The organism is Dolichospermum compactum NIES-806 (assembly GCF_002368115.1).
Classification (GTDB): domain Bacteria; phylum Cyanobacteriota; class Cyanobacteriia; order Cyanobacteriales; family Nostocaceae; genus Dolichospermum; species Dolichospermum compactum.
Genome location: NZ_AP018316.1, coordinates 822,932 through 847,405, shown reverse-complemented (window position 1 = coordinate 847,405; position 24,474 = coordinate 822,932). Strand labels below are relative to the sequence as shown.

The window sequence follows — 24,474 nt, the reverse complement described above, 5'->3', positions numbered from 1 at the left end:
TGCAGGAGTTCAGGAGTCAGGAGTCAGGAGTCAGGAGTCAGGAGTTAGGAGTTAGTATGAGGAATGAAAGAAGAAAACTTCTCCCTATCTCCTCTTAACTATCACCTGTCACCTGTCACCTAATTCCCTACTTTTTAATTGTTTTATAAATCAGGTTTTGGGTGGGATCAAGATTGACATTGGCTACGCCTTTTTGAGCAAATACAAAATCTTTATTTTGCCATAAGGGGATGTAGGGAACATCAGTTAATACTTGAGTTTGAATGTCGGCAAATATTTTTTTCCGGGCTTCAGGATTTTGTTCTTTGCGTTGTTGATCTATGAGTTTATTCATGGATTCACTATAATAAAATGCCCCCTGAGTTTGACTACCGCCGGTTTCGCAACCTTTAGCAACTGAACCTTTTTCACAGGCTAAAAATGGCTGCACGTAGTTGTCTGGATCTAAAAAGTCTGGATACCAATTAGTTAAGGTACTGGGATATAAACCTTTGGAAATTTCTTTATAGAAAGTTGCACCTTCGACGGTTTTAACTTCAAATTGCAACATCCCATCCATTTTAGTATCAGCGAGGGATTTTAAGGTTTGGGCAACTAAACTCCGAGTCATTGAACTTGCAGGATACCAAATTTGCACTTTTGCTGGATTTTCTTTGGAGAAACCAGCAGCGACTAAGGATTTTTTGGCTTCTTCAAATTTACCATCACCATATTTATCTTGAAACAGTGGTTGGGAAACGTTGAAGGTGGTGGGAATCATGCTGTAAAGAGGATCAGCCTGTGATAATAATACCCGATCATTTAATAGTTTACGATCAATTAATGATGCGATCGCTTGTCTCACCTCTACTTTATCTAAAGGTTTTTGATTGCGATTTAATGTCATATAAGTAACTACACTACCTTGAGCAGATATAGCTTGCCAATCTCCCTTTTTCGCACTTGCTTCTAAACTCTGAATTTGATCTGGTTGTAAGGATAGATAAGCCACGTCTATCGCACCAGTTTTAAAGGCATTAAATAAGTTGACTGGACTGGTTTGAATTTGGACATTTATACCTTTGTTTTCTGGTTTTGTTCCCCAATATTTATCAAATACATCAAACTTTAAGGAATCAGTTCCATATTTGGCTAATTTGTAAGCACCAGTCCCTACAAAAATATTTGGTTTAAACTTTCCAGCCCCAATTTCATAGGATTTTGGTGAAACCGCACAGACTCCAGAAAATGCTAATAATGAAGGAAAAGCTGCAAAGGGTTTTTTCAGTTTAATTGTTAATTCATACTCTCCTGTGGCTTTAACTGAAGCTACGGTATCAGAAAGTAGGAAAGATGGTTTACCTTTGTTTTCGATGAAGCGTTGCAGACTAAACTCCATTGCTTTGGCATTGAAGGGAGTATCATCATGAAATAGGACTCCTTGGCGAATAGGAATAATATAAGTTAAACCATCTGCACTCACTTTTGGTAATGCTGTTGCCAATTGTGGTTTAATTTCTGTACTACCTGGTTCATAAGTGTACAGGCGATCGCTCATATTAAATATTAAACTCAAAGACCCCAATTCATACGCATCAGCAGGATCAAGAGTTCTTGGCTTTTCCGTTGTCCCTACGGTAATCCGACCGTCACCCGCAGAATTATTCACAGCACTAGACTGTGGTGCGTTTGTTTGCTGTTTAGGAGTACAACTAACGACCAATAATAGACAAAGACAGAATAAAGATAGGAATTTTGTCATCCTACCCCATTGCTTCATTAGCAAGGAACACCAAGTGATCATTATTAAAATTTTTTCAATCAACGGTCAGTCATTATAGCAGGGAACAGGTAATATTGATCTTTTTCCCATAATTTAATTAAATAATTCATAATCTACTTAAATTTTCTAATAAGTTATGTATGTGAATTTGGTAATTTTCCTAAATCAAGATGGATTATTCTATTATTAGAAAAAATCCTGATCAAAACATTAAAAAAATTATGGTTTTAACCGCTTCCACCATGCTGCCTCTAGGCACGAAAGCACCAGATTTTCATCTACCAGAAGTAGTATCTGGAAAAACAATTTCTCTTGATAATTTTGCCAATAAAAAGGCATTGTTAATTATGTTTATTTGTCGGCACTGTCCATTTGTTAAGCATATTCAACAAGAATTAGCCAGATTAGATCAAGATTACAGCAATAGTGATTTAGGGATTATTGCCATTAGTGCTAATGATGCTAAAAATTACCCTAATGATGCCCCAGAATCATTAAAAGAAATGTGTATAGAATTGGGGTTTGATTTTACTTTCTGTTACGACGAAACTCAAGCAACAGCAAAAGCCTATACGGCAGCTTGTACACCGGATTTCTTTCTATTTGATGGCGACAGAACACTCGTTTATCGCGGACAATTAGATGATAGTCGTCCTAGCAATGATCAACCTGTAACAGGTAAAGATTTAAGAGCAGCTATTACCGCAGTTTTAAATAATCAACCTGTGACAAGTGAACAAAAACCTAGTATTGGTTGCAATATCAAATGGAAAGTAGGTAATGAACCTAATTATTAGTTATTGGTCATTGGTCATTGGTCATTGGTCATTGGTCATTGGTCATTGGTCATTGGTCATTGGTCATTGGTCATTGGTCATTGGTCATTCGTCATTCGTCATTCGTCATTCGTCATTCGTCATTCGTCATTCGTCATTCGTCATTCGTCATTCGTCAGTTGTTATTGGGAAGAAATATTTCCTTTGTTCCCTATTCCTTTTAATGCTGAATTTCTAAATTGAGAATATAATGACCTAATTGGACTTTTCCTGTCCAGAATTCGTATTCTAAACGGAGATGTTCTGGAAAAGGATTTCCGCTGAAAGTGAAACTTTTGGTAAAATTACGCAAACGAATGGGTTGATGGGGTTGTAATGATTCATTTGGCAACCAAAAACGACTAATGCCATATACACCTAACTCCCAAAAGTGACGGTAACTGACTTGTGCATTACCTTGCATGGTCATAATTAACCGCCGAGATGAAATTTCTAGCCATAAAATTCTGGGACTACTAGGAGGAGAAAAATTGTTTTTACTTGGGTAAATTGTATCTTCTGGATTGAAATAACTGCCTACCTCACAACTAATCAGAGGTGGTGCAGTTAATAGTAAATGAAATTTATCTGTATCCTTTTGAATTAAAGTTCCAGCAGTGTCAACCACAGACCAAATCGGTAAGTCAGTGGAAATCATTGATAAACATACGGGTTTGCGGTGGTGAGTTAGCATGAGAGTGTGAGAGGTTACAAATAAAGAATAAAAGTTGAGCGATTTTCTAAATTGCTGATTCTGCCTACTATTTAACGTTACGGCTGAAGTTTTTGGTGGTTGGAAGCAACAAAAAACAAGACATTCAAGCAAGATGTCTAATAAATAGTAAAACCTGGTTCATCGTCAGCAAATATTTTGATTTGTTAATCTAGACAATTCAATATGGTATTACCTGTCACCTGTTATCTACCAGAAGAAAGATTATAGTTGGCAAAAAGCGGTAGGATACTAAATTGGAAGTGAATAGTGATAAACAAGTCGCTGTTTAGCTTTTATTCTATTCAAAAGTCATTGTATCCTAATGTCGGCTATTGTTATTACTTTAGAAACTCAAGCAAACTCTTCGGATCACTTAATTATTCAGCGCCCTGCGGCTGGACTGTCTTTGCAGGGACGTATCCGAGTTCCTGGTGATAAGTCTATTTCCCATCGCGCTTTGATGTTGGGGGCGATCGCTGAAGGTGAAACTCAAATTCAAGGACTGCTGTTAGGTGAAGACCCCCGTAGCACTGCTGCCTGTTTTCGGGCGCTAGGGGCGGAAATTTCGGAATTAAATACAGAATTAGTCACAGTCAAAGGCATCGGTTTGGGAAATTTTCAAGAGCCTATAGATGTCTTGGACGCTGGTAATTCTGGGACAACGATGAGGTTGATGTTGGGCTTATTAGCATCCCATCCAGGGCGATTTTTCACGGTGACAGGTGATAGTTCTCTGCGATCGCGTCCCATGTCCCGTGTTGTCAAGCCTTTGCAACAAATGGGGGCGCAAATTTGGGGACGTAAGGGTAATACCTTAGCACCTCTAGCCATTCAAGGACAAGCCCTCCAACCCATTCATTATCATTCTCCCATTGCTTCGGCGCAAGTTAAATCCTGTATCCTCCTGGCGGGTTTAAACACCGAAGGACAAACCACCGTCACCGAACCTGCTTTATCACGGGATCACAGTGAACGAATGTTAAGGGCTTATGGCGCAGAATTAAGTATAGATCCAGACACAAATAGCGTCACGATCACAGGTGGGGCGAAACTCTACGGACAAACCGTAATTGTTCCCGGTGACATCAGTTCAGCGGCTTTTTGGTTAGTTGCGGGGGCGATCGTTCCCGGTTCAGATTTGGTAGTGGAAAATGTCGGTGTCAATCCTACCCGCACGGGGATTTTAGAAGCTTTGGCACTGATGGGGGCAGATATTCAACTAGAGAACCAGCGGGAAGTAGCGGGAGAACCTGTGGCTGATATTCGCGTGCGTTCCGGTGGTTTAAAAAGCTGTACCATCGCTGGTGATATTATTCCCAGATTAATTGATGAAATTCCCATTTTGGCAGTTGCAGCGGCTTTTGCTGAGGGGACAACAATTATTCGGGATGCGGAGGAGTTAAGAGTCAAAGAGAGCGATCGCATTACCGTGATGGCACAACAACTCAATAAAATGGGGGCAAAAATCAGCGAATTACCCGACGGAATGGAAATCACCGGCGGTACTCCCTTAGTCGGTGCGGCAGTAGATAGCCATACAGATCATCGCATTGCCATGAGTTTAGCGATCGCCGCCCTCAACGCCATCGGTACAACCACCATTCACCGCGCTGAAGCTGCTGCTATTTCTTATCCCAACTTCACAAACACATTACGGGAAATTTGTCAATAATTTTTAGGGACAGGGAATAGAGGACTGGGGTATAATTGATAAACAACAAATATTCTTAATCAGCATTATGACTACAGTTGCCATTTTACCTATATCAAATGCCCGTGGTGAAAGGTCTTATCGTGCCATTGCTGGAGATAAACAGTCTGTTGGCAAAACTGCCGGTCAAGCTTTAGATGCTTTGACTACACAGTTAGGTGAAGTTGAATTTCGGGCATTATTAATTATTGATAATTTTCATCCCGATCAATTCTTCACTGAAGATCAACAACAACGTTTATCCGAACTAATGACTATGTGGAGAATAGCACGAGATCAAGAACAGAAACTTCCGCCAGAAATACAAATTGAGTTAGATAATCTTGTTAATCTTGAACTCAATGCTGCTACTGCTAGAACCGCATCCTTAGCACAACAATGGAGTCAATGAATCAATTTTATCATCTTGTAGCAGATCGCGCCATTCATCGTTGTGAATATTGTCATGCACCTGAATTAGTATTTAATTTTCCCTTTGAAGTTGAACACATAGTTCCTACTTGTCGCGGAGGTACTAATGCTGAAATTAATCTAGCTCTTTCTTGTCGTTCTTGTAATCTTCGTAAAGGTTCTCGTATTAGTGAAATAGATCCTGAATCTAATATTGAAGTTCGTCTTTTTAATCCTAGAGAAGACCTATGGGAAGAGCATTTTCAAGTTAATTCTGAAACTGGTTTGATTACAGGTATAAAACCTATCGGCAGAGTAACTGTAAAGTGTTTAGAGTTAAATAGTCAATCACAAGTGATAGCAAGACAATTATGGATTCGTTTGGGACTATTTCCGTAAAATAAACAGAGTTAATAGTCATTGAAGAAAACGTTTAATCACTATTCAAGAGAAAATTATGCTAGATGTAACTATCACTAATGGTAATAAAAATCTAAGTACAGGACAAAAAATTGAGAGAGAGAAGAAAGTCGTCATATTTCAAATCTAAATCAGTAACAAGAGAACGCAGATAATCTAAACCGTAACGAAAAACACTTTTAGCAAAAGGTCCATGTTTCTTGATTTTGATAGGTTGGTGTTGATGCAACCATTCTCCAGTCTTGACAGCCCAACACATAGCTAATGACAGTAAAGCTAAGAGCTTACTCAATCGGTTAGAATCAATAAAATGTGTAGATTCCAAGCAAAAACCACGAGTTTTAAACATACCGAACAAAGTTTCAATCCCCCAAGGACGGCCATAGTCAGCAATCATGGTTTGGGGAGAAGTATCAGAAATCACGATTAATAACTTGCCATCATCAAGACGTAAACCAGCTACATAAACTGAACGACCCCAGACCCAACGACGAGTAGATAAAACCTGAGATTCACCCGCAGCCAGATGAGCAAAAATGACGCTACCTGGAAGAGTCTTTTCTGTATCACTAATTAAATCAGTGTGACGAATCCTGATTCGGAATGGAATATTTGGTTCAAGCAGTAAATAACTTAACCATTCTGCCCCCACGAATTCTCTGTCAGCACTGATATAGTCAACTTGTGCATCTGGGAACAGTTGTCCAAATCGGTCAAGTAAATCCATTCGTTCATCCGTGTTGGAGTTACCTTTCTTCTCCAATATCTGCCAAACTAGGGGGTAAGCGACACCATTATGTACTACTCCCAACATGAGGATATTTAACCATATTTGACCAAAACGCCATTCAGTCCGGTCAATACTTAACACCCAAGGCTGGGGAATGTTCATGATTTTTACAATCATTTTCGCTATGACTGCATAATCTATATCAAAATCTCGGAAAAATCTTTGCAACCGTTTGTAATTGGATTCGTTTTTAGCACAGTTGCGAAAACCAGTTGCTAATTCTACCAAGTTCACTGTCTTTACTCTTAATAAAGATATTAAAAATAACGCTAAAAAGCTTAGACGCGCTCCATGCCATTCCAAATGTGGTTTTAGTGTGTCTCGTAATAGGTTAATCTGGTTCATAGGGGTTTCTTTGATTGTGTGGTAACTTTCTATGAAACCCTTTCTCTGTTTCCTTTGCAAGCTTTTTCTCTATTTTTTGTCCTGTACAGAGTACAATCCTTACAACAACGGTATTTAATCACGAAAATCAAAGAAGATAAGATTCTGTTTAAATTGGCTCCAGTTTTTCAAGAATATGTGAGAACTTGTTGTTAATACGAAAATGTTAGCATCATAGGGAGAGCGATCGCATTACCGTGATGGCATAACAACTCAATAAAATGGGGGCAAAAATCACCGAACTACCCGACGGGATGGAAATCACTTGCGGTACTCCCTTAGTCGGTGCGGAAATTGACAATTAATAATCTTCTTTGACATTTACAGGTATCAAGACGAGAATCTGATTATACCTTTTTTTTGTTGGTTATCTCAACCCAAGTTACAAGTATTGCTCATTTTAGGCTAGACTGTACTTTGATGAAAATTTAATATAAATGTTGGGTTTCGTTACCTCAACTCAACCTACCATATAACGAATATGTTGCCAACGATTCCTATTTTTAATAAAATATTCTTAGTCTGAATGCTTACTATCGGAAACAGATGCTAAGGTAACATCAGTTGTAGTAATTGGAATAACTAGTCCTTCCTTCGCCATAATTGCACCGGGAAAACTCGCATAAGCATCTTCACCCACACGATCTAAATAATCATCATTGTGGGCTGGATCATGATGGTAAATTACTAAGGTTTTCACATTAGCAGCTTTAGCAACTTTTATAGCCTCTTGCCAAGTGGAATGTCCCCAACCAATTTTTGGGAATTTGGGGTTACTGTATTCTTCATCAGAATAGGTAGAATCATAAATGAGTACGTCAGCATTGCGAGCTAACCACAAGACATTTTCATCTAAATGATCAGGATAATGTTCAGTATCAGTGATATAAACAGCAGCACCACCTCGCCAATTAACTCGATATCCTACTGCTTCACCGGGATGATTTAAATGAGCGGTTTCTATAATAATGTCATCAATACTGATGGACTGTCCGATTTGCACGTTGTGAAAGGTCAAATTAGACTGCATAATCTGTAATGGTACAGGGAAGTTAGGATGCAGCATTTGGTCATTTAATCGCTGTTCTATGGTAGAACCATCTGGGGCGATCGCTCCATAAATATCAAATTTATTACCACTAATAAAAGCCGGGGTAAAAAAGGGAAATCCTTGAATATGATCCCAGTGGGAATGGGTAAAAAATAAATGCCCTTCTACTGGCATTTGGGACAATAAGGATTTACCTAAAATGTGCAATCCTGTCCCCGCATCAAAAATTAGTCGTTTACCGCCCACCTGCATGGAGACACAAGGAGTATTACCTCCGTAGCGGACGGTATCTAGCCCTGGACTTGGGATGCTGCCCCTAACGCCCCAAAACTGCACATTAAATTGGTTCTCTATCCTATACATGGGTTGGGTATTGTTGGCTGGCTGGACTGAGCAAAAGGATAATGAAAACACACGACTACTTATTTATTTAAGTGTATGCTGTTTTACAAATTTTGTTGCTGAAAACAACAGAGTCAGCTTTGAGACTTACAAACACTTTGGCGTAAGATGCAGCTAGTTTTAGCAGAGTTTAGTGAGAATCAGCAATCTAGGAATTATTATATATAGCAACCGTCAAGGTAGTTAGGACATGAATTGATAAGAAAATTCCTTCCACAACAGGTTTTTACTCCTGACTCGGTGACTCCTGCTATAACTGTTTTTTCATCAATGTCATTATATGTTACTACACTTACTTAAGTAATAGCTAGTCAAAATCCAGTAAAGTGACTGAAAATAATTTTTTCTAGCTGAGATGAAGATGCCTAAATCTACGGAAATTCAAATTCCCATCCAGATAGCTGATTAAGTCCATGCCCATAAGTCAAATTATATTGCAATGGAGTAATACTGATATATTTTTTTTGAATGGCATGAACATCAAGGGGAACGTGGGTTGGTAAGTTTAATTCTATAGGTGGTTCTACGTCTTCGATCACTTCTCCAGTTAACCAGTAGTAAGTTTTACCTCTGGGATCAGTTCGCTTGTCAAAAACATCTACGTAACGTCGTACTCCTTGTCTGGTAAAAGTAACTCCAGCTATTTCTTCCCAAGATAAGGGGGGGACGTTGACATTCAGTAACATCAATTCTGGGAGTGGTTGGACGGCAATTTTAGCAACTAGGATTTCGGCAAATTTAGCTGCTGCTTGAAAGTCTTTATGAGTATGACTGGTTAAACTAAAAGCAATACTAGGAATACCTTCGATTACTCCTTCCATTGCTGCGGAAACAGTCCCAGAGTAGAGGATTTCTGTCCCTAAATTTGCGCCTTGGTTAATTCCAGATAGCACTAAGTCGGGTGGAGAATCTAATAAAGCCCATAGTGCCAATTTTACACAATCTGAAGGCGTACCATCACAAGCCCAAGCTTTAATATGAGGATGAAAAACAGATTCTACTATTTCCGCGCGAATTGGTTGCATTAAGGTTAATCCGTGTCCTGTTGCCGATCGCTCTCGATCTGGACAAACTACTGTTACTTCATGACCCGCTGCTGCTAAAGTGTCGGCTAGGGTACGAATACCCAAAGCAGAAATTCCATCATCATTGCTAATTAGTAATTTCATTTGTCATTTGTCAGTTGTCAGTTGTTCGTTGTCAGTAGGAAAAATATTCCCCCTGTTCCCTGTTCCCTGTTCCCTGTTCCCTGTTCCCTGTTCCCTGTTCCCTGTTCCCTGTTCCCTGTTCCCTGTTCCCTGTTCCCTGTTCCCTGTTCCCTGTTCCCTGTTCCCTGTTCCCCGTCCCCCGTCCCCTACTATAGACTAATGACTAATGACTAATCACCAATAACTAATGACTAGCAATTTAGAGAATCAACTTTTAGCATTACGGCAAGAAGGAGAAACAGCGATCGCATCTGCTGATACCCTAGAACGCCTAGAAGAACTTAGAGTCAACTATTTAGGCAAAAAAGGGCAATTGGGGGCGCTATTGCGAAGTATGGGGCAAATGAGCGCGGAAGAACGGCCTAAAATTGGGGCGATCGCTAACACAGTCAAAGAAGCTATTCAAAACAGTCTTGACCAGCAACGCACAGCCTTAGAATCTGCTCAAATTCAGGTACAGCTAGAGGCAGAAACCATAGATGTTACCATGCCCGGTATTTACCGTCCCCAAGGTCGGATTCATCCCCTCAATGGCATTATTGACCAAACCCTAGATATCTTTGTCGGCATGGGTTACACCGTTGCCCAAGGATCAGAAATGGAAACAGATTACTACAATTTTGAAGCACTTAACACTCCCCCAGATCATCCAGCCCGTGATATGCAAGATACCTTCTATTTACCAGATGGTAATTTATTGCGGACTCATACTTCCTCAGTGCAAATTCGCTACATGGAAAAGGAAGAACCACCCATTCGAGTTGTTGCCCCAGGTCGAGTATATCGCAGAGATGATGTAGATGCGACTCACTCAGCAGTTTTCCATCAAATCGAACTTTTAGCCATAGATGAAGGACTAACTTTTACAGACCTCAAAGGAACTGTCAAAATCTTTTTACAATCAATATTTGGTGACTTACCAATTCGCTTTCGTGCCAGTTATTTTCCTTTTACTGAACCTTCAGCCGAGGTAGATTTACAGTGGAAAGGACGTTGGTTAGAAGTCATGGGTTGCGGAATGGTTGACCCCAATGTTTTAAAATCTGTCGGTTATGACCCCGAAGTTTATAGCGGCTTTGCTGCTGGTTTTGGTGTAGAACGTTTTGCTATGGTATTACACCAAATTGATGATATTCGCCGTTTATATAACAGCGATTTACGCTTCTTACAACAATTTTAATATCCGGGTGGGCATAAGTTCCGCCTGGGAATGATAGCGAAGCGTGGCGTTAGCCATATTCCCAGTCTCATAGCAAAAGTTGTCTTTTGATGACTGAATAATCTTGAGTCTACTAAAGTAGACTTTGGTTATTAGCCCTGAAATTCATTTCTGGGCGGGGTTTACCCGCCCTTGATAAAGTTTCTCATTCCCCTTTCCTTGCTACCGTTATGAACCAAAACTCAACCAACCAAAAATTTCCTTAACTGTTAATTCTAAATTGATATTTTCCAAAATTGGTAATTTATCATCACCTTCATATATTTCAATTTTTTGTCCAGGAAATACAGCCAATACACTTTCTTCTTCTGGGTTTAATAACCAAGCTAACTCAGTTCCATGTCGGGAACAATGCAATAATTTTGTTAATACTTTTTTCTGTGGTTGTTCAGGAGAAAGAATCTCTATTACCCAGTCAGGATGAATTTCAAAGCGGTTAGCAATTTTCCCAGATTCAGTTGTGGGAATTCTCTCCCACCGGAACACCGCAATATCAGGAACAATGGTACTACCACCAAAAGTACAGCGTAGTTCGGAGAAAGCTATGGCAATTTTTTGACTTCTGGTTAGTCCATTGACAACTTCAATAAAAGTAGTTTGAATTAAGCTATGTTCACCCTGTGGCATAGGTTTTTGTAGGATTTCCCCGTTAATAAATTCTGATGCTGGTTTAGTTTCTGGTAACTTGAGAAAATCTTCTAGTGTAATCTGGCGTTCAGTGGCTATAGTCATAATTGGTAACTAGAAAGCATAGTTATATTATCAACGATAACCATACCTGCGCCATTTTTTGTAGGTTGGATGAAGCGACAGCGCAATTATATTGGAATGTTTCTTGGTTCTACAATACACATTTTGGTTAGTTCACGTTTATACTCAAAACGGCTAAAACTTGGACTTTTTTATAATACAAATAACAGTCTCAAAGCCTCTCCCCGTTGCGGGGAGAGGTTTGGAGAGGGGTTCCATATTTAGTTAAACAATAAACCGTTTGCAGTATACCTACTTAGTGCCGCCAGGCGAAAATCAAAAGTCAAAAGTCAAAACAAACGCGGTATAAGCTTTTGGTAGATTTATAGTGGTTGGTTTATTTTCGCCGTGCTGTATTAATCTTTTTAAGATACAAATCTTTACAAAGATTTATTATTCGTCAGGAAAGTAAATCTAAAGAAATAGTTAAGGAATTATCAAATTCGCAAAAAATCAGAGATTATTAATTTCGATAACATCAGGGTCAGCCTAAAAAGACCCTAGCAGATAATAGATAAATATAAACCCGTACAGCGCCAACCTTCACCATAGAGGGATTGGCGCTGTATAATTTTTTGGGAATAACAACTGACCACTAACTAATGACCAAAACAATTGTTGTTAAAATCGGTACTTCTAGCCTTACTCAACCAGAAACAGGACAATTAGCCCTTTCTAGTATTGCTACTTTAGCGGAAACTCTCTGTGATTTGAGACGACAGGGACATCGGGTAATTTTAGTTTCTTCTGGCGCGGTGGGAGTCGGTTGTGCGCGGTTAGGGTTAACGGAACGTCCCAAAACTATAGCTTTAAAACAGGCTGTAGCAGCAGTTGGACAGGGTAGATTAATGCGTATATATGATGATTTATTTAGTATTCTCCAACAACCAATTGCTCAAGTATTGTTGACTAGGGCAGATTTGGTACAACGTAGCCGCTATCTTAATGTTAATAATACTTTTCAAGAATTACTAGGTTTGGGAGTAATTCCTATAGTTAATGAAAATGATACAGTAGCGGTAGAAGAATTAAAATTTGGGGATAATGATACCCTGTCTGCATTAGTAGCTAGTTTAGTAGAAGCAAACTGGTTATTTTTATTAACGGATGTTGATAGATTGTATTCAGCCGATCCTCGTTTCGTACCCGATGCTAAACCGATTAGTTTAGTTAGTAGTATGCAAGAACTGACAGATTTACAGATTCAAACTGGTGGACAGGGTTCTCAATGGGGGACTGGAGGGATGATGACTAAAATTTCGGCAGCGAGAATTGCGATCGCTGCTGGTATCCGTACAGTCATTACTCAAGGACAGTTTCCCCGAAACATTGAAAAAATTATTCAGGGGGAACTCATTGGTACACATTTTGCACCGCAACCAGAACCAACCTCAGCCCGCAAACGTTGGATAGCCTATGGTTTGATTCCTGGAGGAAAATTATATTTAGACGAGGGGGCGATCGCTGCCGTTGTCAAAGCGGGAAAATCCTTACTAGCAGCGGGAATTAAAGCCGTAGAAGGGGAATTTGACAATCAAGAAGCGGTGCAATTGTGTGATAGTAATGGTGATGAAATTGCTAGAGGATTAGTGAATTATAATAGTGAAGAATTGCAGAAAATTTGCGGACGACATTCACGGGAAATCCCCTCAATTCTGGGTTATGGAGGCGCAGATACTGTGATTCACCGAGATAACTTAGTTTTAATTTAAATACAGCATTTCTTGTAGTAGGGGCGGGGTTTCCCCACCCAGGAGTCAGGAGAAGAAAGAAGAAAATCACCAATTACCAGTTACCAAATTGTGAATCTACTCCGTTTAATCCCAATTTTTGATAATTCTGTTTCTAGCTGGGGTTTAGAAGCCCGATTGTTGCGCTGGCTAACATTAACGTGGATGTTTATTGGCTTAATCATCCTCTTTTCCGCATCCTATCCCGTTGCTGATGCCCGTCATGGTGACGGTTTGTATTATTTTAAACGGCAAATTCTTTGGGCTATAGCTTCCTTAATTATTTTCAACATCATTGTTAATCTGCCATTGCGAAAAATCTTGGGTGTATCTCATTGGTTTTTAATATTTTTCCTGATGTTGATTTTTCTGACATTAATACCAGGATTAGGAAAAAAAGCCTTTGATGCGGCTAGATGGATAGCCATTGGACCGATTCCTATCCAACCATCAGAATTAATTAAACCTTTTTTAGTTTTACAAAGTGCCACACTTTTTGGCCAGTGGGAAAAACGACCTTGGGGAATTCGATTATCTTGGTTAGGTGTTTTTGGTCTTGTGCTTTTAGGAATTCTTGCCCAACCTAACTTAAGTACCACAGCACTTTGCGGAATGACAATTTGGTTTATTGCCTTAGCCGCAGGAATACCATATAAATATTTGGTAGGAACAGCCTTTGGTGGCTTACTTTTAGCATTACTCAGTATTAGTATCAGAGAATATCAACGCAAACGCATTATGTCCTTTATGAATCCTTGGGCTGATGCCACAGGAGATGGTTATCAGTTAGTACAAAGTTTATTAGCTGTAGGTTCAGGTCAAACTTGGGGGTCTGGATTTGGACTTTCTCAACAGAAGTTATTTTATTTACCAATTCAAGATACTGATTTTATTTTCGCAATTTTTTCCGAAGAATTTGGTTTTATTGGCGGTATTTTACTATTAATAATGTTAGCCATATTTGCCACTTTAGGATTAATTATTGCTCTCAAATCCAAAAATATCACATCCAAATTAGTGGCAATTGGTGTAGTAGTTGTCATGATTGGACAATCATTATTACATATTGGTGTAACGACAGGTGCTTTACCAACTACAGGTTTACCCTTACCTATGTTTAGTTATGGTGGTAATTCGATGGTTGCCAGTTTGCTATCTTCTGCCTTATTAATTCGAGTAGCTAGAGAGGGTAGTGAAGCAGAAGTAGTTCTTTTACGAAAAACACCGTCTGAAACTCGGCCAAGAAGACGATTTTTTTAGCTTGATTATCTAGTTGATAATTCATCTTTTGGATTTAGTATCAACTTAACGTGAAACCTATAACCCGACTGGCAATGAATTCCCAGTCCATTGGTGACAAGTTAAGGCTGTAAGTCTTTTGTCAAGAGGTGCCAAGTGGCTTCCGTGACGTTCGTTATCTCTTGTGAGACAATTTCTTTGTTGAATTAAAAATAATTGTTAAATCTATGAGCAATCAAACTTCTATTCCGGTTATTGTCAATGGTGCTGCTGGTAAAATGGGACGTGAAGTAATTAAAGCAGTAGCAGAAGCATCTGATTTGACTTTAATGGGTGCAATTGACACAACTCCTGAACATCAAGGTAAGGATGCGGGGGAACTGGCGGGTTTAAGTGAACCCTTGGAAGTACCAATTACGAATCAATTAGAGCCAATGTTGGCGTATGTGGCTGGGGAGAGACAGATGCAACCGGGCGTATTGGTTGATTTTACTCATCCTGATGCAGTTTATAATAATATTCGGAGTGCGATCGCCTATGGAATTCGTCCAGTTGTGGGAACTACAGGTTTAAGTCCGGCACAACTCGAAGAATTAGCTGATTTTGCCGAAAAAGCCAGTACCGGTTGTTTGGTTATTCCTAACTTTTCCATTGGTATGGTACTACTCCAAGAAGCTGCCCTCAGAGCTTCCCAGTATTTTGATCATGTAGAAATTATTGAACTCCATCATAACCAAAAAGCTGATGCTCCTAGCGGTACAGCCATTCAAACTGCTCAACTATTAGCGGAAATGGGCAAGACTTTTAATACTGCTATTGTGGTAGAAACGGAGAAAATACCCGGAGCTAGAGGCAGTTTAGCAGACGAAGGGATTAGAATTCATAGTGTCCGGTTACCAGGACTAATTGCCCACCAAGAAGTCATTTTTGGGGCAGCAGGGCAAATTTATACCTTACGTCATGATACAAGCGATCGCGCCTGTTATATGCCAGGAGTAATATTAGCCATTCGCAAAGTTAATCAGCTAAAGTCATTAGTATATGGGCTAGAAAAAATACTTTAACTGTTAGCAATTTTCGATTGGTGATTTTCCAATCCAAAATCTAAAATCCAAAATCCAAAATGTAAAATATGCTCGTTCCCTTAACTCGCCAAAAATTTGAACAAATCATCCCCCTAATTGCCTCTGGACCACAATATAAATACTATTGGGGGAAAGTAAGCAGTTTTGTGCAACGGATACTAGTTTCTGTAGTTATCTTGGCTGTACTACTGCTGATACAATTCTTGTTTAGATTAGAATTTGGATTTATATTCTTTTTTGGAGTATTTGGTGCTTTCTTTTGGCTTTGGTATCCCATATTCCAAGCAAGTATCCGCAATAGAAAATGTCGCAGGTACAAATACAGTGGCTTTTTTCGGGGACGAGTGTTAAACTGGTGGATTACAGATAGGTTGATGGGTAAACAGGAAACCGTTAATAGTAAAGGTGAATTAGTCATCATCGAAAACCGCGAAAAGCGGATTAACTTAGAAATAGGCGACGACACGGGATTTACGGTGGAGTTTGAAGCTCCACTACGTAACGCTTATAAAGTCATTGCTCGTGGACAAATAGCTGAAATGATTGTCATGTCAAATACTGCTGATTTAAGCAGCATTGAAGAATTCAGCGATATATATATTCCTAGTCGTGATTTGTGGGTAAGTGATTACCCCTATGTCCGCAGAGATTTTTTCAATGAAGTTAGTGTGCGCTTACGTGCAGACCAAGAAAGAAGACCCCGCCGTCGTTCGGGAAATAGGAGGTAGGGGCGCAGGGCCTGCGCCCTTCGTCAGGAGTCAGGTTTCGCCGTGAGCGTCATCAGATCGAGTGAGCCTTCGCCGAACTCCTTCGCCGAACTCCGAACGGAGTCAGGAGTCAGGATAAAGAAGGAAGAATTACCCCTGCCCCCTGCCCCTCCTTCATCCCCCTACATTTCTATCTTGTCCGTATACTTGCCAAGCCAAATCCACTAAACCATCAACAATAGCAGCAGCTACGACAGCGCTACCCTTGCGACCTTCAACAGTAATATAAGGAACTAAGGATTCTTGTAATCGTTCTTTTACAATTTTTGAATTGATAAAACCTGCTGGGGTAGCAACTATTAAAGCGGGTCTAATTTCTTCCGCTTCAATTAATTCCACCAGTGCAGTTAAAGCTGTTTGTGCTTGACCAACTACAAATATCCCTTCTGGATAACGCCTAGCCAGAGTTTCAATACCCCAAGCTGCACGGGTTTTTTCCTTTTGGGGTCGTGTTAGTGCTTCCATACTGCAATACACTGGATTAGCAAACGTATTTTGAATATCGTGGGATATACCCACCTGTACCATTGGCGCATCTACCACAATAGTAGTTCGCGTAGCTAAGGCGGCTGCTCCAGCTTGTAATGCTTGTTCTGAAAACCGAATCAAGCATTTATACTCAAGATCGGCTGTAGCGTAAACTACGCGACGGACGATTTCATACTCTGCTGGTGAAAAAATATGATCACCAATTTCATTATCAATAATTGCCAAACTTTGAGCATCAGTTACGTGCCATTCCATTGCTATTTAGCTTCTTATATATTAGCCTTCAGCTTATCAGTATTTTGGATTTTGAACTGTAAAATTGCAAATTTCCCTTCCTAATCTCTATTCCCCAGTCACTTTTCAGGATTCAGCACCGGGGAAAGTCCGATTCAGCATCGGAGATAAATAAGCTACTAAAGCACCAATGGCAAAAGCGGAAATATTGCGGACTAGAGGCAACCAATCGGTTGTCCGGGTAATAACTGGAGCAATACCAAAGGCAATAAATAACATTCCCCATAAAGGTGAGAAAATTAATGCCCATTGCCAAGCAACTATTTTTTTATCGTCACGGGGTTGAGCGGCAAAACCACAAATAATCCCGCCAACAGCGGAGGTAACAAGGGTGAGTATCCATTGTTCTCTAGGTAGCCCAGGAACGACGTTACAGCCACCTTTAAGTAAACAACCTTTAACTGAATTTAGAGCCTGGAGAATGGCTTGATCTTCTCCTTCTTCACGAACAAAGTATAAGTTACCAAAGCGGGTTTGTAGTTCAATCCAGAAGGTGCGAGGTAAGAATTCATAAACTGCATCACCCACACTAAAACTGAGGATGTTACCACCACGGGCATCTGCTACCAAGAGAATACTCTTATCATCTAAACCCCAATATTTAATCACTGCTCTACCTGGGGTACGGTCGTACTGAGTTAAGACGCGCAGTTTCCAACCAGTGTCAGTTTCAAACTGTTCTAATTCTTTAACTAGCTTTTCTTCCTGGGGGTCAGGGAGAGTTTTTGCTAAATCTACTACTGGTGTGACAAAGCTGGGGAGTAAATCGGGATTTTCATAAGCTAGGGCTGATGGGGAATTAATTGCCCAAATTGAGCCAATAAAGCAAAATGCGGCAATTGATACTAAAATTCGTCGCCAAAAACACAGGTGCATGAACGTTTTTATACTATAAAATTCAGAAGGATAATGTAACAAGTGCTTTTTAAAGCGTAATGTAAAAATGATATTTCTTTACACTTCTTTACTTTACTCTAATATTTAGGTATCTCAACAAAATCTGATCGAGAAATTAGAACATACCTCAAACCATTTTCACTCCTGACTCCTGACTCCTGCTGTATATTTAGGTAGTTTCTCATTCGATTTTTGGATTGATAAGTGTTTTTGGATTTTTCCTGGTATTTTTTGGGCGTGTGAAACTTTTCCAAGCGGCTTTCAAGCCAACTAGGACGCTACGAGTGCCGATTTGCATACTTTCTGCTTGTTTTTTGGCATTGTCCAGGCTTTGATCAAATTGTTTAACAACTTGACTAGCACTTTTGACACCTTCACTAACATCTTCAGTTAAGTCCGTTATTTCTATGCTGGTGTTGCGAATGGCGTTGAGAGTGGGTGGTAACTCCCGTGAAAGGGTGTCAAAGAATTTCTCGGCACTACGAGCAGCACGGGCTAATTCCTGCAAAGCGGGGATGGCTGCCACTAAAACGGTTGTTACACTGGCAGTAACTAGGAGGATGGATAGTCCCAGCCAAAATAAAGGATCAATCACGGTTATGGCATTTATGAACGTTCTAGTTTTTCAGTCAGGGAATCGGTATCGTCTGGGGTGCTGCTGATATCAACAGTATTTTGTTTGTTGAAACTTTGGCTTTCGCGCTGGGTAGCATCTATGCCAACTGCGATCGCTTCTCGCAATCTATCTACAGTTTCTTCCCAGTTTTCCAGGGTACTACTAGAAAGACGATCTGCCTGAATTTGCACACTGGTAGAAATATCTTCCGCTAATTCGGGGATAGCATTGGCAGATTTTTTAATTAGTTTACGGGTTTCGCGTCCTGTACGCGGTGCAACTAGTAAACCTGCTAAAGTACCTATAGCTGCTCCTAACATCAAACCACCAATAAAGATTCCAGAACGGTTGTTAGACATTTTTTTATTTTCCTACTCCATAAAATTTAATTTTATACAGGAGTATAGTTTTCTTTTAAGTATGTACTTAAATTAATGAGGTACAGGATCTAAATTTAAAGCCGTACAGTCAGTTTTACTTCTGACTCCTGACTCCTGACTCCTAACTCCTGCCATATTTTAACTATAAGTTGCCACTTTCTTCGCTACCAGCCAAAGATTAGAGATAGCATATTTCAAACATACTGTTTCTTTGGTGGCATGACAAGAAACCTTTACTGTTTGTGTTTTCACATCATCTTTGATAAGTTTGGCGTGATAAGTGTAGAGAGTACCGTCAGGTTGTTCAAAACTTAACTCACCAATAATTGTATGATTATCTAAGCTTTTTTCGATGATTTTACCTGTTATTTGATAGTTAAACCAATCCCAACCTAAACGCAGCATGAGTTCTCTTTCCAAGATTTGGAGAGGATTTGGCAATATTCCCCAACCACGATAAACTTTATGTAAACATTGTATATCCCCAGTATGGGTGAGAATTGATTTCAGGGTATCTTGATCGAGGATACCATAATATCTTCCTTGGGGAAAATCTATGGCTGTAGGAGCAAATCTATGTCCTCCAAAATGACTTGATTTCCAAATTCTGATGTGATTTAACTGTAAATCAGCAATTGTATTTTGAGAGTAAAAGTAAAAAGGATTGCCATATCTAGCACAACATTGATCATGGCTACCATGAGTACATATTAAGATATCTCTGGTAATACTGGATTCTATTTCATAATCAACACTCATCCCTGCTAACCATTTACTGACAATTCCGGCGACTTGTTCAATATTTGGTAATTTAAATTCTTGTTTTCGGTATCCTTGACTTAATCCCTGTTGCTGTTGATAAATTAATAGGGTTGTTTCTTGGACTTTATGGGATTCATCATTGGCAATTAATAGAAACCGAATTGGTAGTTGGGCGCGGTTTACATCTTCTATTAAAGTGCGTAAGTTATCTGGTACCCATTTAGATTCAAAGGCTTCATAAACCCAAGGGGTAGGACATTCTATTAAAATGTAGGTTTGGTAGTTGGTGGCACTACCAATTATATCTTCTTGGATTTCCCGTGAATTATCTGCACAAAAAAGTTTATTCATTTACACTTACTCAAGTAAAAATTTAATGGTCAATGTTTAGATAAAATCCTGATTTTTAAAGTTGCGTATGCTTAAATAAATCCTATTCAAAAAAATATCTCAAAAACTATTCAAAAAGATACAATAATTAAAAATACAGTATTATTTTATAATTTATAGAAGTTATTTCTAGAATGGTTACGGCTAATTTATGACTTGTTTGATGGATACCGAATGGCATAGATTTAGCAGTTAGTAAATTATATCTTAATTTATCCATATTGCGAAATATTCTCAATTGGTTGCTAAAAAAATATAAAGATGTAGATTTTTATCTTAAACTAATCATGTATTTTGATTCCAGTCTAACCTAATTAATTAGGTGAATTCTACAAAAATACATCTTTGTATTAATTTATTCTTCATGAAATTTAACAATGTCCATAGTCTAACAGAAATTGAGGATGACTATGATTGTATTTACAAATGTAATGAATTAGGTTACATATAGGACATAAGCATGATGGATATACAAATATTTTATATCCAAATAGCGAAGACGGTTTCATAATGAACTACAGCAAAATTGTTATTAAGTAATAATGGTGAATGGTTGATGGTTGTTTCGTAAACCTCTTATTTTTAATAATATGACATTAATTTTAGCTCTAGACTTTGGCGGGACAAAATTGGCAGCAGCAACAGTTAAGGCTGGTGGGAAGGAGTGGTTGGATCATGAATCACGATTTTCTCCTACAAATGGTGATGCTTTGACTGATTTGGAAATTATGCGATCGCTTATTGATTCCGTGCTAAAAGGAAGGAAACCGGATACTATTGGTGTCAGCTTTGGTGGTCCAGTGGATGCCACCACAGGTTTAGTCCGCTTATCTCATCACGTTCCTGGCTGGGAAAATGTTCCCCTGAAACAAATCCTCGAAGAGGATTATCACGCACCCGCCAGTATAGATAATGATGCTAACGTTGCTGCTGTTGGTGAACATCGTTTTGGGGCTGGTCAAGGATATGATAGCTTATTTTACATTACCATTAGTACAGGTGTCGGTGGAGGCTGGATACTTGACGGTAAACCCTGGCGAGGCGCATTAGGCATGGCGGGAGAAATTGGACACATGGTGGTTGATCCTAGAGGTCCATTATGCTTATGTGGAAAACGGGGATGTGTAGAACGTTTAGCTTCTGGTCCCTACATGGCGCAAAATGCCCGGGAAATGTTGGAGAAAGAACCACCCAGCACTAACGGTAAAATCAGGGGAGACGTACTCAGGTATTTGACTGGTAATGATCTTAACTTACTTACAGGCAAAGTCGTCAGCACCGCAGCAGCCAACGGAGATGAAATAGCACAAGAAGTATTATATAGGGGTGCTTGGGCTTTGGGGGTCGGTATTGGTAATGTCGCCAACCTCATGAACCCCCAACGGTTTGTTTTAGGTGGTGGTGTCACCAAAGCTGGGGATAATTTCTGGACTGTGGTGCGAAAAGTGGCTAGGGAAACCGCACTCCCAGAGGTAAATTTTGAGGTTGTGCGGGCATTATTGGGTGATGATGCACCTTTATGGGGGGCTGTAGCTTTGGGTTTGAATGTTTTGGATTAAATTTCTTTCTCATGCAGAGGCGCGGAGACGCGGAGATAAATCTTAAATATTCGCTTGTTGTCTTTGATAAAGTGACCAATACAAACCTTTTTGTTTTAAGAGTTCTAAATGTGTTCCTCTTTCGGCTATTACTCCTTTTTCCATGACTAAGATTAAATCAGCACGTTTGAGGGGGGCAAAGCGGTGGGCAATTAAGAACACTGTGCGGTTAGAGGAAACATTTTTGAGGTTTTGTAATACTTGTTGTTCGGTTTCACTATCTAAGGCGCTGGTGGCTTCATCTAAGATGAGAATTGGTGCAGATGCTAGGAATAATCTGGCTAATGCTATGCGTTGTCTTTGCCCTCCAGATAATGCTGTTCCTCTTTCTCCCACGTTGTTTTCATAGCCGTAAGGTAGTTGACTAATGAAGTCATGGGCTACTGCTAATCTGGCGGCTTCGACAACTTGTTCTGAGGTAATATCTGTATTTCCTAATGTGATGTTTTCCAAGATTGAACCATTAAATAAAAAGTCTTCTTGGAGAACTACGCCTATTTGTTGTCTTAAAGATGCTAAGTCAGCACTTTTGATGTCAAATCCATCAATGAGGATTCTTCCTGACTCAATTTGATAGAGTCTTTGCAGAAGTTTAGAAAGGGTACTTTTCCCTGAACCACTTCTGCCGACAATGCCTACAAATTGTCCTGGTTCAATATTAAAGGAAATGCCTTTTAATACTGGTTCGGTGTTGGCATGATAACGAAAGAAAACTTGGTCGAAATTAACTTCACCTTTGAGGGGTGGCAATACTAATCCTGTGCCGGCTTCTGTTTCTGGGGCAGCGTTGAGAATATCACCAATTCTATCTACTGATAATAACACTTGTTGGAGATTCTGCCACAACTGGACTAGCCTTAATAAGGGACTAGTAACTCTTCCTGATAACATTTGAAAGGCGATTAATTGACCAATTGTCAATTGATGATCTATGACTAATTTTGCCCCAAACCACAGGATAATTAAGGTGGAAAAGTTAGTGAGAAAGTCACCAATATTACTGCTAATATTAGATGTGGTGGAAGCTTTAAAACTGGTACGAATGAAGCGGGCAAATAAACCTTCCCACCGTTCTCTCGCTACTGGTTCTGCGGCATGGGCTTTAACAGAATGAATGCCAGTGATTGTCTCTACTAAAAACGATTGACTGTCCGCACTCCGGTTAAAAGTTTCATTTAGCCAATTTCGCAAAATTGGTGTGGCGATAATGGTTAAAGTGGCAAATAATGGTAATACGGCTAAGGCTACAAATGTTAAGGGAATGTTGTAATAAAACATCAATCCCAGATAAACTACGGCAAAGATACTGTCAAGAATGACGGTTAAAGCTGTACCTGTGAGAAATTGGCGAATTTGTTCTAATTCCTGGACTCTAGCAACTGTATCACCCACTCTCCGCGATTCAAAATAAGCCAAGGGTAAACGCATTAAATGGCGGAAAAGTTGAGCCGATAAACTCAAGTCTAAACGTCGGGCTGTGTGGGTAAATATGAATAGCCGCAGCATACCCAGGATAGATTCAAATGTCGCCACGAACAAGAGGGCGATCGCCATCACATCCAAAGTAGCTAAACTCTCCTGCACCATCACTTTATCAATGATGACTTGGGTAATTAATGGAGAAGCTAAACCCAATAATTGCAAAGTAAATGAAGCTAATAAAACCTCACCTAATAAACCTCGATATTTCCAAACTGCGGGAGTAAACCAAGCTAAATTAAATTTCTCTTGTTGGGAAATTAATTCAGTTTGCCATAATGTACCATCCCAACAATTATCTACCACAGATTGAGGTAAATGTTCACAAATATAATCAGGATTTTGGGGATTGGCAATAATTAAAAAATTGCCTTTCATTCCATAGGCTACAACCCAATTTAATTGGGAATTTTTATCTTTCTGATTCCCTTGATTCCACAACAATAATGCCGGAAAAGATAATTGACGTAATTCACTACAATTAACTTTTAATTTCCGCAATACTAATCCTAATTTCTCCCCTGCTTCTACCAGATTTTTCGGCTTTTGTCCTCGCAACTGACGTTGTACCCATTCTAATTGCACAGGATTTTGTAAATATTGCGCCACCATTGTTAAACAAGCTGCACCTGTATTTCCACTTCCCACAAAAGGATAATTAGAAATTGTGGTTTGTTCCCATTTAGCAGGATGTGAAGGTGGAGACATGGGAGAATTAGGAACTGGTGAAATAGTTTCAATCTCTTCTACCTCTGTTGAATTATTCCAAAATTCATCAACTTGAGGATTTAAAAACTTTTTCCACAAAGCTGAATTCCAACACACAACTATAACTTCCTTACTAGCAGCTACAGCTTTACAGTCAGCAAATAATGGTTGACAGTTACCAAACCAATCTCCTGTTTGTAAAGTAGCTACGGTTTTATTTTCTTCTTCCTCTCGTAAACGCACTTTACCAGCGACAATAAAAAATTGGTCACCACCTAATTTTTGTGACCAAATTTTTTCGCCAAGTTTGTAGTTATGTATTTCTGCTTGCTGTTTTAATTCGCGTTGTTCTTCAGCATTTAGCCAGGATAGTGGCGGTTCATTCCAGGGTAAATTGTTTAACACATTTATTCGTTAAAATTG

General features: G+C 39.4%; 21 protein-coding genes and 1 pseudogene. 10 read left to right on the top strand and 12 right to left on the bottom strand.

All coding sequences use genetic code 11. The features are described 5' to 3' along the window. Window positions 1-127: 127 nt before the first annotated feature. Window positions 128-1,741 carry an ABC transporter substrate-binding protein gene (locus tag CA730_RS03970; RefSeq protein ID WP_231939969.1) on the bottom strand — a complete coding sequence of 538 codons (1,614 nt, stop codon included), beginning with the start codon at window positions 1,739-1,741 and terminating at the stop codon, window positions 128-130. 242 nt (window positions 1,742-1,983) lie between these two features. Here CA730_RS03970 and CA730_RS03965 point away from each other — a divergent pair, with 242 nt between their 5' ends. Next, window positions 1,984-2,559 (top strand): thioredoxin family protein, encoded by a 576-nt coding sequence (locus CA730_RS03965; protein WP_096671269.1) that lies wholly within the window; start codon window positions 1,984-1,986, stop codon window positions 2,557-2,559. Between the two features lie 199 nt (window positions 2,560-2,758). Here the strand turns inward: CA730_RS03965 and CA730_RS03955 are convergent, their stop codons facing one another. Further along, entirely contained in the window at window positions 2,759-3,271 is a 513-nt protein-coding gene (locus tag CA730_RS03955; protein ID WP_096664244.1) for a hypothetical protein, read from the bottom strand. Window positions 3,272-3,614: 343 nt separating this feature from the next. On the opposite strand from CA730_RS03955, the gene aroA reads away from it, so the two are divergent. The 3 genes from aroA to CA730_RS03940 all read left to right on the top strand — a co-directional run bounded on the left by aroA (window position 3,615) and on the right by CA730_RS03940 (window position 5,792). Next, window positions 3,615-4,964, top strand: a complete 1,350-nt coding sequence (aroA, locus tag CA730_RS03950) for a 3-phosphoshikimate 1-carboxyvinyltransferase (RefSeq protein ID WP_096664241.1) — start codon at window positions 3,615-3,617, stop codon at window positions 4,962-4,964. 67 nt (window positions 4,965-5,031) lie between these two features. Further along, window positions 5,032-5,394: a hypothetical protein gene (locus CA730_RS03945; RefSeq protein WP_096664238.1), complete on the top strand. Its 363-nt coding sequence runs from the start codon at window positions 5,032-5,034 to the stop codon at window positions 5,392-5,394. Continuing rightward, window positions 5,391-5,792, top strand: coding sequence for an HNH endonuclease (locus CA730_RS03940; RefSeq protein WP_096664235.1), 402 nt, complete (start codon window positions 5,391-5,393; stop codon window positions 5,790-5,792). Before CA730_RS03945 ends, CA730_RS03940 begins: the two co-directional genes overlap by 4 nt. Window positions 5,793-5,886: 94 nt before the next feature. Here CA730_RS03940 and CA730_RS03935 read toward each other — a convergent pair whose 3' ends face one another. From CA730_RS03935 to surE, 3 genes are all read right to left on the bottom strand, one after another. Then, window positions 5,887-6,948 (bottom strand): IS4 family transposase, encoded by a 1,062-nt coding sequence (locus tag CA730_RS03935; RefSeq protein ID WP_096664232.1) that lies wholly within the window; start codon window positions 6,946-6,948, stop codon window positions 5,887-5,889. Window positions 6,949-7,504: 556 nt separating this feature from the next. Further along, the gene (locus tag CA730_RS03930) at window positions 7,505-8,401 is read right to left on the bottom strand and encodes an MBL fold metallo-hydrolase (protein WP_096664229.1); all 897 of its coding nucleotides are present in this window, start codon (window positions 8,399-8,401) and stop codon (window positions 7,505-7,507) included. Window positions 8,402-8,811: 410 nt separating this feature from the next. After that, window positions 8,812-9,609 carry a 5'/3'-nucleotidase SurE gene (gene surE / locus CA730_RS03925; RefSeq protein WP_096664226.1) on the bottom strand — a complete coding sequence of 266 codons (798 nt, stop codon included), beginning with the start codon at window positions 9,607-9,609 and terminating at the stop codon, window positions 8,812-8,814. A 226-nt stretch (window positions 9,610-9,835) separates the two neighbouring features. On the opposite strand from surE, the gene pheS reads away from it, so the two are divergent. Then, window positions 9,836-10,828: a phenylalanine--tRNA ligase subunit alpha gene (gene pheS, locus CA730_RS03920; RefSeq protein WP_096664223.1), complete on the top strand. Its 993-nt coding sequence runs from the start codon at window positions 9,836-9,838 to the stop codon at window positions 10,826-10,828. Between the two features lie 207 nt (window positions 10,829-11,035). On the opposite strand, the gene CA730_RS03915 is transcribed toward pheS, so the two are convergent. Beyond that, window positions 11,036-11,599 (bottom strand): Uma2 family endonuclease, encoded by a 564-nt coding sequence (locus tag CA730_RS03915; protein ID WP_096664220.1) that lies wholly within the window; start codon window positions 11,597-11,599, stop codon window positions 11,036-11,038. A 620-nt stretch (window positions 11,600-12,219) separates the two neighbouring features. Between CA730_RS03915 and proB the strand changes: the two genes are divergently transcribed. The 4 genes from proB (at window position 12,220) to CA730_RS03895 (ending at window position 16,399) form a co-directional block, all read left to right on the top strand. Then, the gene (proB, locus tag CA730_RS03910; RefSeq protein WP_096664217.1) at window positions 12,220-13,329 is read left to right on the top strand and encodes a glutamate 5-kinase; all 1,110 of its coding nucleotides are present in this window, start codon (window positions 12,220-12,222) and stop codon (window positions 13,327-13,329) included. A gap of 90 nt (window positions 13,330-13,419) precedes the next feature. Then, complete coding sequence (locus CA730_RS03905; RefSeq protein WP_096664214.1) at window positions 13,420-14,607, top strand: FtsW/RodA/SpoVE family cell cycle protein; 1,188 nt, start codon at window positions 13,420-13,422, stop codon at window positions 14,605-14,607. Between the two features lie 206 nt (window positions 14,608-14,813). Then, window positions 14,814-15,650, top strand: a complete 837-nt coding sequence (gene dapB / locus CA730_RS03900) for a 4-hydroxy-tetrahydrodipicolinate reductase (RefSeq protein ID WP_096664211.1) — start codon at window positions 14,814-14,816, stop codon at window positions 15,648-15,650. Between the two features lie 68 nt (window positions 15,651-15,718). Next, window positions 15,719-16,399 (top strand): phosphate ABC transporter permease, encoded by a 681-nt coding sequence (locus CA730_RS03895; RefSeq protein ID WP_096664208.1) that lies wholly within the window; start codon window positions 15,719-15,721, stop codon window positions 16,397-16,399. Between the two features lie 153 nt (window positions 16,400-16,552). Here CA730_RS03895 and CA730_RS03890 read toward each other — a convergent pair whose 3' ends face one another. The 5 genes and pseudogenes from CA730_RS03890 to CA730_RS03870 form a co-directional block, all read right to left on the bottom strand. Beyond that, window positions 16,553-17,182, bottom strand: coding sequence for a precorrin-8X methylmutase (locus CA730_RS03890; protein WP_096664205.1), 630 nt, complete (start codon window positions 17,180-17,182; stop codon window positions 16,553-16,555). Window positions 17,183-17,287: 105 nt separating this feature from the next. Continuing rightward, window positions 17,288-18,097, bottom strand: a complete 810-nt coding sequence (locus CA730_RS03885; protein ID WP_096664202.1) for a TPM domain-containing protein — start codon at window positions 18,095-18,097, stop codon at window positions 17,288-17,290. Between the two features lie 223 nt (window positions 18,098-18,320). After that, window positions 18,321-18,713, bottom strand: a pseudogene (locus CA730_RS03880) (DUF948 domain-containing protein); the annotation flags it as partial. 11 nt (window positions 18,714-18,724) lie between these two features. Next, the gene (locus tag CA730_RS03875; RefSeq protein WP_096664196.1) at window positions 18,725-19,093 is read right to left on the bottom strand and encodes a YtxH domain-containing protein; all 369 of its coding nucleotides are present in this window, start codon (window positions 19,091-19,093) and stop codon (window positions 18,725-18,727) included. A 159-nt stretch (window positions 19,094-19,252) separates the two neighbouring features. Beyond that, window positions 19,253-20,227, bottom strand: coding sequence for a sucrase ferredoxin (locus CA730_RS03870; RefSeq protein ID WP_096664193.1), 975 nt, complete (start codon window positions 20,225-20,227; stop codon window positions 19,253-19,255). Between the two features lie 629 nt (window positions 20,228-20,856). Between CA730_RS03870 and CA730_RS03865 the strand changes: the two genes are divergently transcribed. Continuing rightward, window positions 20,857-21,825, top strand: coding sequence for an ROK family protein (locus tag CA730_RS03865; protein WP_096664190.1), 969 nt, complete (start codon window positions 20,857-20,859; stop codon window positions 21,823-21,825). Between the two features lie 42 nt (window positions 21,826-21,867). Here CA730_RS03865 and CA730_RS03860 read toward each other — a convergent pair whose 3' ends face one another. Then, complete coding sequence (locus tag CA730_RS03860; RefSeq protein WP_096664187.1) at window positions 21,868-24,456, bottom strand: type I secretion system permease/ATPase; 2,589 nt, start codon at window positions 24,454-24,456, stop codon at window positions 21,868-21,870. Window positions 24,457-24,474 lie beyond the last annotated feature (18 nt).